At 28.4% G+C, this 13,938-nt stretch carries 15 protein-coding genes; 7 read left to right on the forward strand and 8 right to left on the reverse strand.

Annotated features, from left to right (window positions below):
• Position 1: 1 nt before the first annotated feature.
• Positions 2-394, reverse strand: coding sequence for a ribosome hibernation-promoting factor, HPF/YfiA family (gene hpf / locus CF386_RS09195; protein ID WP_089074144.1), 393 nt, complete (start codon positions 392-394; stop codon positions 2-4).
• Between the two features lie 543 nt (positions 395-937).
• Between hpf and CF386_RS09200 the strand changes: the two genes are divergently transcribed.
• The 4 genes from CF386_RS09200 (at position 938) to CF386_RS09215 (ending at position 3,488) form a co-directional block, all read left to right on the forward strand.
• A complete protein-coding gene (locus CF386_RS09200) occupies positions 938-1,132 on the forward strand; it encodes a hypothetical protein (protein WP_089074145.1) in 195 nt (64 codons plus the stop codon).
• Positions 1,132-1,707, forward strand: a complete 576-nt coding sequence (locus CF386_RS09205; protein ID WP_089074146.1) for a thioredoxin domain-containing protein — start codon at positions 1,132-1,134, stop codon at positions 1,705-1,707. Before CF386_RS09200 ends, CF386_RS09205 begins: the two co-directional genes overlap by 1 nt.
• Before the next feature lie 44 nt (positions 1,708-1,751).
• On the forward strand, positions 1,752-1,946 hold the full coding sequence (locus CF386_RS12860) for a DsbA family protein (RefSeq protein WP_089074147.1): 195 nt from the start codon (positions 1,752-1,754) through the stop codon (positions 1,944-1,946).
• A 369-nt stretch (positions 1,947-2,315) separates the two neighbouring features.
• Positions 2,316-3,488 carry an MFS transporter gene (locus CF386_RS09215; RefSeq protein WP_089074148.1) on the forward strand — a complete coding sequence of 391 codons (1,173 nt, stop codon included), beginning with the start codon at positions 2,316-2,318 and terminating at the stop codon, positions 3,486-3,488.
• A gap of 34 nt (positions 3,489-3,522) precedes the next feature.
• Here CF386_RS09215 and CF386_RS09220 read toward each other — a convergent pair whose 3' ends face one another.
• The 6 genes from CF386_RS09220 to CF386_RS09245 all read right to left on the reverse strand — a co-directional run bounded on the left by CF386_RS09220 (position 3,523) and on the right by CF386_RS09245 (position 11,675).
• On the reverse strand, positions 3,523-4,491 hold the full coding sequence (locus CF386_RS09220; RefSeq protein WP_089074149.1) for a CobW family GTP-binding protein: 969 nt from the start codon (positions 4,489-4,491) through the stop codon (positions 3,523-3,525).
• Between the two features lie 109 nt (positions 4,492-4,600).
• On the reverse strand, positions 4,601-5,659 hold the full coding sequence (locus CF386_RS09225) for a hypothetical protein (RefSeq protein ID WP_089074150.1): 1,059 nt from the start codon (positions 5,657-5,659) through the stop codon (positions 4,601-4,603).
• Between the two features lie 138 nt (positions 5,660-5,797).
• The gene (locus tag CF386_RS09230; RefSeq protein WP_089074151.1) at positions 5,798-5,986 is read right to left on the reverse strand and encodes a hypothetical protein; all 189 of its coding nucleotides are present in this window, start codon (positions 5,984-5,986) and stop codon (positions 5,798-5,800) included.
• 471 nt (positions 5,987-6,457) lie between these two features.
• Positions 6,458-9,082, reverse strand: a complete 2,625-nt coding sequence (locus CF386_RS09235; protein ID WP_089074152.1) for a hypothetical protein — start codon at positions 9,080-9,082, stop codon at positions 6,458-6,460.
• Positions 9,083-10,002: 920 nt separating this feature from the next.
• Positions 10,003-10,887 (reverse strand): LysR family transcriptional regulator, encoded by an 885-nt coding sequence (locus CF386_RS09240; protein ID WP_089074153.1) that lies wholly within the window; start codon positions 10,885-10,887, stop codon positions 10,003-10,005.
• A gap of 266 nt (positions 10,888-11,153) precedes the next feature.
• Positions 11,154-11,675 carry a lipocalin family protein gene (locus CF386_RS09245; RefSeq protein ID WP_089074154.1) on the reverse strand — a complete coding sequence of 174 codons (522 nt, stop codon included), beginning with the start codon at positions 11,673-11,675 and terminating at the stop codon, positions 11,154-11,156.
• Positions 11,676-11,852: 177 nt separating this feature from the next.
• Here CF386_RS09245 and CF386_RS09250 point away from each other — a divergent pair, with 177 nt between their 5' ends.
• From CF386_RS09250 to CF386_RS09260, 3 genes are all read left to right on the forward strand, one after another.
• Positions 11,853-12,125 carry a hypothetical protein gene (locus CF386_RS09250; protein WP_089074155.1) on the forward strand — a complete coding sequence of 91 codons (273 nt, stop codon included), beginning with the start codon at positions 11,853-11,855 and terminating at the stop codon, positions 12,123-12,125.
• A gap of 37 nt (positions 12,126-12,162) precedes the next feature.
• Positions 12,163-13,170: a LytR/AlgR family response regulator transcription factor gene (locus CF386_RS09255; RefSeq protein WP_089074156.1), complete on the forward strand. Its 1,008-nt coding sequence runs from the start codon at positions 12,163-12,165 to the stop codon at positions 13,168-13,170.
• Positions 13,171-13,299: 129 nt separating this feature from the next.
• Entirely contained in the window at positions 13,300-13,485 is a 186-nt protein-coding gene (locus tag CF386_RS09260; RefSeq protein ID WP_089074157.1) for a hypothetical protein, read from the forward strand.
• Between the two features lie 63 nt (positions 13,486-13,548).
• Here CF386_RS09260 and CF386_RS09265 read toward each other — a convergent pair whose 3' ends face one another.
• Positions 13,549-13,743, reverse strand: coding sequence for a hypothetical protein (locus CF386_RS09265; RefSeq protein ID WP_089074158.1), 195 nt, complete (start codon positions 13,741-13,743; stop codon positions 13,549-13,551).
• Positions 13,744-13,938 lie beyond the last annotated feature (195 nt).

A 13,938-nucleotide genomic window follows, 5' to 3' on the forward strand; every position in this document is an offset into this window, starting at 1 on the left:
ATTACTTAGAATCTTTTAAAGCTTGTAATGCTTGATCTCTTTCTTCAATCACATTTTCTTCTAATGTGTTTTCGTAGTTATTCTTTTTAAGTCCTTTATCAGAACGATGAGAATCAGGCTTGTGTATAAGCTTATTTATTTGACGTTCAATTTTTTGTAAAACCTCAGTGACAGCGATATGAACTTCATGATTAGTTGCAGATGCTTCGATTTTAGAATCTGGCACAACTATACTGACAGATACTTTGAAGTTTTTATGTGGCTCTTCTTCAATAACAACATTTTCACTGATAAACGGTACATTAAACTTCTTAAAATTATTTAATTTATTTTCAATTGTTTCTTTTGTTTTAGCATCAACATCAAAGTTTTTGCCTGTAATTTGTAGAGACATAATCTCACTCCTAAATTTAATTTTGTTTATAAGATATATATTACAGAAATAAATGTTAAGTTTTGTTATTTAATTGTAATAAAATTATAAATAGGTCCTAAATTTAATTATTCAAGTTTCTATTTATACATATTTACGTCTTCTCGTACTTATATTTAAGTGTTGTTTATTAAAATCAATCATAACTAAGATATATTTTGGGTTGATATTATAAGAATCTAAACATAAAACTCTAAAAGGAATAACTTCTTTATTTGTCTCATTTACATTTATATTATTTTTAACTTATATCCAAATACAGTTTGTTTTTCAAAATAAAATTACCACTCCATAAAAATCGACTGGATCTCAATTTTGCATATATAACCTTATATTTTGCAGGTATTTTTTTGAAAAGAAGCTCATTTATTCTCTATTGTGCTAATTTTTATTTAATAAATAATTAAATTTATTGTTGAATAGTTTATCGTTAGACATTGAGCAATCTAAATTTTGATACTAAGTACTTTTAGATCATGAACATTGAAAAAAGGATTTTAATTTATGAATAATGTATTAACAAAACCTAATAAAAAATTTAAATTTGTATTGATTTTGGGACTTGTTGCTAATTTTTGGTTAGCTTATGAAAGTTATGAATTACATAAATTAAAAACAGCTTTTAACACCATTCAAATTAGCGAACCCAATCCTGATTTAAACAAGCAGATTGCATCATTAAAAAAGAAGTATTATTAATGAATAAAGTTCAACAAAAATATCAAAATAAAAAAATCGCAATCCAAACAAGTAAAATTGCAGCTCAACAAAAAGAAATTGCAGCTCAACAAAAAGAAATTGAAACTCAAAAACAAAAAATAGCCCAATTACATGGTGAAATAAGAAACCTGAACGTCGATAAAGGTGTAAAGGTTGATAAAGAAGTAGTTGAAAAAATTTTATTAAAAAATCCAGAAATTGTTATACAGTCTATTGCTGAATACAGATTTCAAGAAGAGCAAAATTTTTCCAATAATGATAAAAAAGTTATTCATAATAATTACGAACAGCTTTATCAAAATACACAAGATCCATATATTGGTAATAAAAATGGCACACAATTAATGGTAGAGTTTATTGATTACAATTGTGACTCATGTAAAAGATTTTCAAAAACAGCTCAAAAGCTTGTAGCAAACAATCCAAATTTAAAAATTATAATTAAAGAATTTCCTGTTTTTGGAGAAACATCAGGCTCTTCATATGGGGCAAAAATTGCGAATGCATTATACCTAAAATACCCTCAAAATATTATGATTTTCATAAACTTTTAATCGATCATACAGGAGACCTAACAAGTAATATAGTTAAGGTTCATTTGAAAAGGGTTGGAGTCACAATCAGTGATTTAGAGCCTCTTCTCAAAGATTCTGAATCGAATATTGCAAATAATAAGATATTGGCAGAAAAAATTGGCGTAAATAGCACCCCTTCAGTATTTTTAGGCAATGAAAAAATAAATCAGTTATCTTATGAAGATATTCAAAAAAAACTGGATAGTATAAACTCATAAAAATCCCTTATTACATACTTAATGCGCCGGTAATTTTTATCATCTACATATTGAAGATTTTCAGAATTAGTTTACAACATTAAATATTCTCAAAAAATATTTATCTCGTTCTCTGAACTAATACTATTTAAAATGAATGATTTGTAGGCGTTTAAATTCTGCTCATCCTATTTAAAATATCTGAGTCAATTTCTAGGAAGGAACAAATCTTCAGTTGATATTTGGTTAACATCCTGTTTCTTTATTTTATCAAGTTCAATTATTACCTTTACGTTGTCATTATGTCCAAATGTATCATTCCTTTGTCCTTTTCGTACCATCATTCAACTATACAATATTACAAATTAATTCAAATAGGTAATCAATTTTATGCAGAAACATATTATCCCACTTTTTATGGGTGCTATGGGCATTGGTTTGACTGAGTTTATTATGATGGGAATATTACCTGATATTGCTTCATCTTTACATATTTCTATTCCTCTTTCAGGACACTTGATTAGTGCATATGCTTTTGGTGTCGTAATGGGTGCACCTTTAATATTAATACTCTCGAATAAGTTTGCACCAAAACAAATTTTGATTTTATTACTTGTTATGTTCACTATTTTTAATGCGTTATCAGCGTCAACTCATAATTATTATTTGCTCATTTTATTTAGATTTTGTGCGGGCCTTCCGCATGGATGTTTTTTTGGTGTGGGGGCCATTGTTGCAATGGTATTAGCCAAGCCTGATAAAAAAACAACCGCTGTCGCTAATATGTTTTTAGGGCTCACTTTAGCAAATGTTATCGGCGTTCCTATTGGTACTTTTCTTTCACATCACTTTTCATGGAATATCGTTTTTATAGTCGTTGGGTTCATTGGTCTTATAACTATATTGTTATCAAGTATTTTTATTCCTAATTTACCTAAACAAAACACTCCATCTTCTCTAAAAAATGAGTTGAAAGTATTCAAAAAAAGTGAAACCTGGCTAGTTTTAGTATTATGTGCCATCGGCTGTGGTGGTTTATTTGCTTGGTTTAGCTTCATTGGTCCCCTAATGATTCAGGAAACTCATTTAAAACCTCAGTTTATGCCTTATATAATGTCACTTGCAGGAGTAGGCATGACTTTAGGGTTAAAACTAGGTGCTTTTGTATCCGATAAACGTTCACCAATATTTAGTCTCATATTTTTTATGCTACTATTAATTGTATCTTTAGGATGTGTTTTTTTATTTGCCCACAACTTATATCTTTCTTTAATATTTGTTTTCATCACAGGCCTTTGCTCCTTTGCATATGTTGCTCCCTTACAAGTAATATTTATTCAAGTTTTTGAAGACTCTAAGCAACTCGGCGCAACTCTTACTCATGGAACATTTAATATTGGTAACGGAATCGGTGCTTATTTAGGCGGTCTTTCTATTCTTTATACTTTTTCATATGCGAGCCCTTCCCTGGCTGGCGCAGGACTTGCATTTATTGGACTGTTAATTGCGATTTTATTGGCAATTAAAACAAAGTCATCAAACAGTCTTAAATTAAGGACTTAAAGTCCTTAATTTAAGATTAAAATTATTGTATAGATTAAACTTTTAAATCATTTACAAGACATGTTTCTAATAAACTTTGAAAATTATCTAAAATTCTTTCATCGATTATTTCAACTCGACTTTCATCGCACTCGTCAACTTCAATACAATCAAAATCTTTATGACTCACTTTGTTGTATATAAAAATGCCTTCATCTGTAATTAATACAGCCTTTAAACGCGTAATTTGTTGATTCTGTATAAATTTATCAAACTTGTCTTTACTAAAAACATAAGTTGGATCATATCGCCAACCTTTTGTGCTAAAGTCAATTTTATAATCAGGATCTTTAGCTTTATTTTTTTCGGAAAAAAGTTGTGAAATACTTTCTAATTTTTGAGAAAGATTGTTGGGTTTACCATACAGTAAATCTAAGTCGATTTTACCGAAATTTGAGTAATGGATGATAGATGTATCTAATTTTAAACTTTCGATGTATTTTTTAAGTAGTGTTTTATCTGTATGATCATAATAATCACACTTATTCGCTAAAATAATATCTGAAATCAACACTTGTTTTTCAAAAATTTCATTATGAATATACCTTTCATCTGATAAATTTCTGGCATCAATCAATGTGATCGTATTATATAGTTCAAGAGCATTTTTATAGTATTCTGACCGAAGAATATTAATTAATTCAACTGGGTGTCCTAATCCAGTTGGTTCAATGATTAATCGATCCGGTTGCGCTGTTTTCAATAAATCATTTAACGCAACTTTCATTGAAAGTCCCGATACGCAGCACATACAGCCACCCACAACTTCTCTAATATGGGGTTTTTCAACGTTACTGTTTATAAAAATACTGCTATCAATTCCAATCTCCCCAAACTCGTTGACCAAAACAGCCCATTTTTCGTGCTGAGGTTTTTTTTTAAAAATTTCTAAAATGGTTGTTGTTTTTCCAGTACCTAAAAACCCTGTAACGATATTGGTTGGGACTTTACTAATTAAACTCATAAATTATTAAACTACATGACTGATTATTAATGATACACTATATCATTTAATTGAAAAAAAATAATTTATTTTTTCTAATTATCCCTTGAGATATAAATGACTTTTTAATTTACTTTTGCTCTATCAAAACTTTTCTTTTTGTTCCTATAGAATCTTTATAAAAAAACTCATAATAGCCTTTAAATTTCCCCCATTCATTATTGGGTGGAGAACTTATGCTTAAATCCATAAAACTCGAATTCAAAATATTATTTTGTGTTTCGGAGTTAGAATTTAATGTAAAAGAATAAAATTTATTCTCAGTATCAAAATCAGCACTGGAAATTATTTGGCTTTTTTCAGCAAACTTCTTAACTTTTGAATCATTTAATATGTAACCTTCACCCAGTTGCATATCCTTAAGTTGTAAACTATCGCCTTGTTTCTCGCCTTTTAGTCCATAATGAACATCATGAATGTCAATTTTATTCATTCCGGATTGTTTAAGGTTTTCAATACCGGTATTAGCTCCCAGATCAATATCAATATCATAATAATGAAATCGAACCTTATTCGGTGAAATGGGTAAATGAATCAATAACGAATTGTCTGATTTTATTTCCACTTTTCCAATTAAAGTTAACTCAAATGAACTAGTTTGAAGCGCTCCATGAGTTTTTATTAAAATAGAATCACTCAAATTTTGTGGATTTGTTTTAGCAACAAGTGCTGCTGTAGATAATTCTAAAACACATTGATTAGGATATATTTTATTTTGGTCTTCTTTCAAGAAATGATCCGATAGGACTGTGACAACATTTTTAAGATTATGGACATCTCGATTAAAACCAAAATCAGTTATTTTAAAGGAGCCGTTGACTAATTTTTGATATTTATGTTCAAAATCATCGGCAAATTGATCACATAATTTCGCTCCATGACTAATAAGCTCAGATTCTGATAATGGATGATTCGACAAACCTAATTGTGTTAATTGACTTTCAATTTTAAAATTTAAATATGCTGCTTGCCCTTCATAATTATCGCCAGATTGAATTAATTGTGCAGAATAATCGACATCACTTAAGACATGATTTTGTTCACTATTGTTATTTTTATTACAAGCTGTTAAACCCATAGTTAATAAAATCAATAAAAAGATGTAATTCAGCCAATTAGATGATTCCATTTTTATCCACCAATTTAAAAATATTTTAGTATTTGTTTTAATTTTTTAACTTTAATCCAACACATATTAAATTTTTTTAGTTAAGCTATCGAGGACACATGTCCTGACAATTGTCCTTTAATATGTGTAAAATAAAAATCATTTAATAAATTGTTTCAATTCATATGTTTTTCCCATACCTTCTATTATTTTTTTATCTGTTATTAAATCTGCTGATATTTCTCTAGAGGTACTAAATTCATCTGCTATTTCTTTTAATGTTATTGATACAAAAAATCCTAAGATTATAATTAAAATCATAATAATAGTATCATGGTTAAATTTCATAGAAAGAACCTGCTTGTTTCAAATAAAACTAATAATATTCGTTTTCTTGAACATCAATTTTTTAAAAATAATGCATTATAATCTTTGTAAAATTGTTGTTAACTTAGGGTAAGTTTTTTAATCGATACAACGTCATTTTTTCATAAATTAACATCTTACTTTGCAAGATATTCTGTAACGACTAATAACTACGTGTTAATTATCTAATTGTTAAAGCTTGAAAATCCATGAGTTTGTTATTCTTTCACATAAATCGGCTCTGAAATAACGTAAAAAAGGGATAAAAATTAATTTATGGGAGGAAATTTTGTTTATTGCTTAAAGAAAATGAAATATAAAAGGAAAATACCCAATCTCTAATCACTTACTTATAAAGTATATACTTTATGTTGAAGTTAATTAAACATTTTCTTGCCCTCAAAAAAAAAGACTTCATACGAAGTCTTTTTTAATTAAGATTTAAATCATAATTTATTTAGGTGGTGTAATACCCTTTGCGTAGGGTAATTGATACCATTCATCATCCATAGAAGTGTAGTCTGGATAATGAACTTTAGTCTCATGAGTTTCAACTCTTGCAAAACTTGGAATTTTTGAAATTACAGATTTCTTATCTTTAGCAGTATTCATTGAGTAGTTATGAGGATCACTATCAGTACCGTCAATACCAACCCAACCGAGATAATCATAATAACCACCAGTATTATTTTTAATTTGAATACCACCTGAAATTTCTTGATTACTTTTATCGGCCCAAAAACAACTATTTGAATTTGTAGTCGAGGAGTCACAACCAACTAGGAATCTTTCTTTTTTAATCTTATTACCCATGAAGTTATAATTTACTCCATTTTCTCCTTGAATCCAACCATCACTCGATAAAAAGATGAGTGAGTGACGAGTATCTGTTGTAATATTCTCTATAGGATCTACCAATGGTTTAACAGTTGGAACAACATCAATTTTAATATTTTTTAGTGTAATAGGATATACTTTAACCAACAGGCCGCTCCTATTCATAGTTGACCCAACATCAAAGTCATCTTTGCAAAAAAAATTGCCTTGAGTTCCAGCATTCAAATTAAATAACCTAATATAATTTGACATCGTCGAACCATCTTCGTGGCCATGACTCAATAAGTAAAGCCTATTAATTTTAAAACCACCAAAAGTTAATGATTTTACATCATAATTATCCTTAGTTTGATTAGTCGGAAATCTTAAGCAATCTTTTGTTGCTATAATGCCTCCATAAGATGACCAAGTATCGTTGTTATATCCCGGTGACATATCTCTATGAATATATACATTACTGATTACAGATTCCTGCAAACTATCCCTCACAACTCCATACATCCCTGGCATAACAACTGAACCAGAATTACCATGTATGACAGTATAATGATCAACCGTTTGATGTTTTGCTTCAATTTTGACGGTATCATCTGCTATTTGAGAATACATAAAAGATTGCCTAGAATAATCACTTCCAACATCGGCGCCATCAACAGCATCTTTGAAAAATCCGACTTGTTTTACATCAAACATACTCGTTGGCGTATTGTCTGAGTTCCTATCTTCATTGTCCGATGTTGCCAACATATTCTCTTTTTTTAAAGGTCCAAATTGCGCAACATTCAATTGAATAGCACCTCTATTTCTTCTTAATCCATTTGCAATAGTAATACCTGTAATATCAATACTTGATGTTGTATTTCCGTCAACTTGAGCCTGTGAGTCTAAACCTAATAAAGAACTTTCAATTCTATATTGAGCATAACTTAAAAGTTTAAGACCTGGTAAAACCGTATCATCCAAAACGTTACCAGTATTATGATCCACCCAAATAGTGCCTTTTTTACTCATTGCTCTAGTTTCATCGTCATCTTTTCCATAGGAAGGTATATCTGCTCCATTAATACGACCAAAACCATGGATTTTGATGAAATGATTATTTTTTCCTGAGAATGTAAAATTACGATAACCACCAACAAAGTTCATCGTCGGGTGCTTAACCAGTGCATACCTGAGTGTCTTTGAATCATTAGTACCTAATTGGCAAGAGTCAGATATTTCCTGTTTACCATCATTTGAAGTAGAACCTAGATAAGGTTGATTATTAAAATCATTAATAGCTTTTGAACATGCTTCTTTATCAGATAGAGTTTTTGGAAGTGGTATACGAACATACTCTGTAGTCAAGGGTAAACTAACTGTAGTTCCAAGTGGAATTTCAATATCTATATTATCAGCATAAGCCCAGTTTTTGAGTGTTCCTACATAATCTATATATTTAAAATTTGGATCTATTTCAAAATGCGGTCTTTCAATACGACAATTTGAACCTAACCCTGCATACTCAAAATTTTTGTTTTTTGCATCTTTTATAGGGCTATTCAAGTTCAATGGTTTCTTTATCGTACAAACCTTATTTTGATTATTTAAAGGGCTTTGCATATCCATTGACTGCTCATCATTTTGAGATATGAATACTGCTAACATGTCTTTAGCATTAAAATTATTGTGTTGAGAGCAATTATCTGACTTAAAGCCAAAAACGGATAAATGAAGAGGGGCATGGCTTAGATCTGATGCACCATCTAACTTTGTTAAATCGAATAATTCGTTAGATTTTTGGTAAAACTGTTGATTTTTATAGTCTATTTCGATACACGGAGAATCACTAACTTTAAATTGTATGTTTTTCAATTGATCTTCATTGCTAACAACAAACTGGACTGTTGAAAAATTAGTCAAAGTTTTTGAATCATCATAATTATACCCAACATTCCAATTTATTCTATATACTTGTTCTGTATTTTTATAATTATAACCAACCCCATCAAGGTCATTATTTTTATGTGAACTCTCACTTGATAAAATTACTTTGTGGAAAGTTGGGTTATCTGGAATTTTTACTTCTTTATTATATGAGGTTAGTCCAGTTGGTCCAGGGTGTGGGTGTGGCTGTGGCTGTGGCTGTGGGGGTTGGTTTGGGTTTGGGCCAGTATCACCTCCACCCCCACCACATGCAGTAAGTAATAAGCTGATACTTATCACTAAACTCGATAAAACAATTTTATTTTTAGTTTTCATGTTTTTATTGTCCTTTTATTTTTTATAAACGTATTTTATATTTACAGCATTAGTAATCAGTAGGACTTTTGTCCTAGAAGAAATAAATAGACTTTATTTTTGTTAAGCTGTTGTTTTTTATAAAATAAATTTTTTTATTTTTTATAATTAATTTTTTTTCAATAGCTGCTTACAACAAAAAATTATTTTTTTGCTGAATAAATATTGAATGAGATTCAAATAATTTTTTGGTTTTCATGTATTATTGTCCTTAATTTTGATTCATTTAATTGATTATTTATTTAGTATTAACAAATGCTAAAAATTTATTTTTAAGTAAGAGCTTAAGTTTTTTTTAAACTCTCACTTAAAGGGTCATTTTTATTTTGAGATCTAATCGCAACTACTAAAATAGGATAAAAAATTATGGGGTTAAATATTTCATAATTTAGCTTTCAAAGTTTCAAATCATTTTGGGCTCCTTGCTTGATATTTTTTGATTCGACTAATATAGGCATCTTTAAGCGATTTCATTCATTTTTTATATGAAATGTAAGATTTTAGTGATTTTGATTAATTTTTGTTCGATTTTAAGGGTTTTAGGGACGAAAAAAAAAGGTTTTGGGACTAAATAGTGACTAATGATGTGTCAATAATGTATTATTATTATTGAAAAATAATATTATCCGGTTGGTTAAATAAAAATTATTCGATTATGAAACCTTACAATCTATATTTTTTTTCATAAAAAAATATTAGACATCTTTTTATATTAAAGTATTAATAAGTCGTTCAAGCTAATACTAAGCCGTAAAAACTAAAAACAATAATAACAGAAAAAATAATTACATTGAGCATATAAAGTAACTGAACAAATTAAAATCAAACGTTCATTTAATATAGACGAAAATCAATGCTTTTATGTGTGATGCAATTCAAATTTACGTTGAAAATAATGTGCAGCTTTTTATAAAATCAATAAACTGAACAAGTTTTTGAGGTTGGTGTTCACGATGTCCGTATATAAGGAACAACTCTTTTGTGTCACAGCACCAATGAGGTAGAATTTGTTCTAAATGGCCATTTTTCACTTCTAACTTAACAGCCCAGCTTGGTAAAAGCGCAATCCCTAAAGCATCTAAACAAGAAGATTTAACACCTGTCAGCTCACTCATTAATAATCGAGGTTCATTTTTTACTTTATATTGTTCCTGATTTTTAGATGATAAGTCCCAGTTTAGAAAAGATTTGCTTTTTAACAAGTCATGACACTCCAAATCTAATGGCGTGTTGATAGGCGGCTTATTTTGTAAGTATTCAGGGCTCGCAACTAATATATAACTAAAAGCTCCAATTTTTCTGGCTATATTAGAAGAGCTTCGTAAAGGTCCCTCCATAATCACCGCATCCCACTCTAAAGTATTTACTGAATCAGCATCTGTGGTTGCTTCTACTAATAAATTAATATGAGGCTCAAGAGATAAAAATTTTGAAAGATATTGATGAAATCCAAAGTTTATTAAAATTTGAGGACAACAAATTTTCAAAGTGCCTTGAGAGCTTTTGGTTTCATTGACAATATATTCAGTATGGTAGGTTAATTTGTTTATAAGTGGGGAGCATGTTGAATAAAGTTTTTTACCTGCTTCAGTTAAAATCAATTTCCTAGGGCTACGATGAAAAAGTCGGATATTGATTGTATCTTCTAAGATTTGAATGCGTCTAGATAACGTTTTATGTGGGATATTCAGTTTTTCAGACGCAGCAAGAACACTACCGCTATCTACTATAAATCGAAATAAGTTTATATCATCCAGCATTTTCATTTAATGTTTAGCCTCATGTAGATATTCTAAAGATTTATATTCATTTATATAAAGTCCCACCTGAATACCATAAAATTATGCAGTATTTAAATGAAAAATACTATTTCATTAATCACATAAAACCAAATTTAAAACATCTTTAATTAAAGTTATAAAATTGGTGCTTTAATAAAAAATCCAATAAAGTTTCTGAATAGGCAGTTTTTATTAAAATAAAACACCATTAAAAACATAAGATCTAATTTTAATCACTTGATTCGAATTTATTATTTACATTGGTAATTTTTTGTAGTTAATAAATTATTCAGATTATAATTATTCTTTAATGCAACCTCTTTCATAATTTTCATTTGTTTGGGACTAACTTGTTTGGTTCGACTTAAAAACCATAAATAATCTCGGCTAGGTTCGCCAACAACAGCATACTTATAATCTTTAGATAAATACAATATCCAGTATTTTGCCGAAAATGGCCAAAAAAATTGAACTTTCAATTTACTTGTATCATGAGCATTTTCTTGCCAAGCTGTGCCTTTGGCAACTGATAACTTCCCTTTTTTTATACAACTATTGACCACAGATATTTCATCTGATGATTTAAATTTATATTGTGCAGTAGTACAGGTACAATTTCTTTGGAAGGAGTTCGGTAATCTTGCAACTTCATACCACTTACCCATATATTTTTTTAAATCAACATGTTTAACGGTTTGCATTTCTTGTGATAAAGCATAACAACTTTGAAATACAATTATGATAAACATAATATTTTTTAAGACTTTTAACATCCCCACCCTCTCCTAGTAAATTCATTTTTTGTTAAACATAATTATACCTGCCGCACTTTTGAATCCTAAAATGCCAAAATCTATTTAAAGATGAACAATTCTGTGCTAAAGACATAATATACCACATATAATAAATTATTATTATGTGGAAATATTAATCTTAATTTGGGTATTTAAATGTTTTGTAGCCTTTTTTCAAAAATAAATTTTCAAGATAGAAAAAAATCTCTTGAAAAACTCATCCTATTTCTCGAAAAAGAAGTATCGTGTTCAAATAAAATTTCTTCATCTAACAGAATCAAAGATACAATAAACACTTGTATGCGCATTTGTCCAAGACATAAAATTATTTTTCAGGATATTCAAAGTTTTTTTATTCAAGAAAGATATTACCAAGTTAATTTAAGAATTATTGAAATGAAAAGACTTATTCACAATAATCAGATATAATTGATCCTGAATTTTTCGATAACTTTATATTTCATCGATGAAACAAAAAATTTACACTATTCCATTATTCCAAAATATTGTTTTTTTATGGTTATTATTTCATATTGCCTCTAACATTTTATTGGCAAGCTTTAGGTTTATTAATAGTTACTTGTTTTTTGCAAATCCAAATTATTTAAACTTAACTGAAGATAATCCAGCAATTTCTTTACTCAGTATTCGATACGATGCAAACGAATATTTAAACCATCCAATTCTTCTTTTTCTGGAATATCTATCAAATCAGGTACCGCAATGGATATTTTTTGGTTTATCGCTCTTTATTGCTCAGTATTGCTACAAAAAATTTAACAAAAAATCTTTCCAAGTTTTGTTGATTATATTGTTTGCACTTATTCATGCACTGCTTTATAAATGGTTTGGAACAGAGTATCGAAATATTTTTACAAGTGAAGTTTTACCTAATTATAATCCAATTTTAAATATTACATACAGAGTTTGGGAGATTATCCCATTAACAACTTCCTTTGCTTTTTTTAATTTACTTGTGATCTTATCTTTTCATGAAAAAATTAAAATTGTTTCCTTAAATATTTTTAACACAAATAAAATCAATTCGAAGGTTAATTTAGATAAAAAGAATCATATAGATTTAGTGGAAAGCTCTCCAAATGAAGCAAACAAACAGAATCAACAAACTGAATACTTAGAATGTAAGAAATTAAATAAAACCTTTTTTATTAATTTAGTTGATATTAGTCATATCGAATATAGTTCTAACTATCTATCTGTCTTTTCACAGGGAGATGAATTTCTCATACGTTCATCCATGAAACAAATAGAAGTATCGCTCCCTCCAAATTTTATAAAGATCAAAAGAAATCTTATTATTAATAAAAATTTTATTGAAAAAACCTCTCGATTTTACAGGGGAAAAAATAAAATTATTGAGATTTTTTTAAAACAAAATTTAAGTTTCGAAGTCTCAAGAAATTATCATGAAATAATTGAAAAACAAAAATTAACAGAATCATTGTTAAAATAAATTCATATCATTGCCATATTATCCTCAATAGAAATAGATAACATAATTATTATTTCTATGTTGATTTTATTTTAGATGACATTTATGATAACTGGGTTCATGTGAACAATATTTATAAGGATATAAATTGTGAAAATTTTTAAAAAAACTTTTGTTTTATTTTTATTACTGCTATCAAACATAGCGCTTGCAGAGGAAACATCGAAAGTAGCTCATTTAAGGGACAATACACTTGACTTTGTTTCAAAACACGAACTCTTTGTTGGAATTATTGCTGTAATAATTGTAGCCTTGTTATATAGAGTTAGAAAATAAAAAATAGATTTTATTCATTAGTTTATTTGTAAATAAATTAATGAATAAAATGATGTTAAGATTTTAATTTCGAACTTTACGAACTAAATAACTACAATAATAACCTTTATAGACACCATCATTCCAAGATGTGATATCTGGGAAAGTTGCTAACATTTCAAATCTGTTCAAAATGATACATTCATTAGAACGCCACGCATCATAATAAACAATTTCTATCTGATATAACTTAGTTTGTATATTTTGTAGATTAGGCATAATACGACCTCCGTGTAGAATGTATAATTTTATTATGAGTTATGCCAAGATTAATTTAAAGAAACTTCGTATATCAAATATGAATTATGCGACTTACATTAACGGAAGTTACAAAATATATATAAAAAACGCTCAGATAATGAACTTTATTTACTCAATTTTAATAAATTTAACTGATGATTCACAATGAATACA

It is taken from the genome of Paraphotobacterium marinum (assembly GCF_002216855.1).
Lineage (GTDB): Bacteria > Pseudomonadota > Gammaproteobacteria > Enterobacterales > Vibrionaceae > Paraphotobacterium > Paraphotobacterium marinum.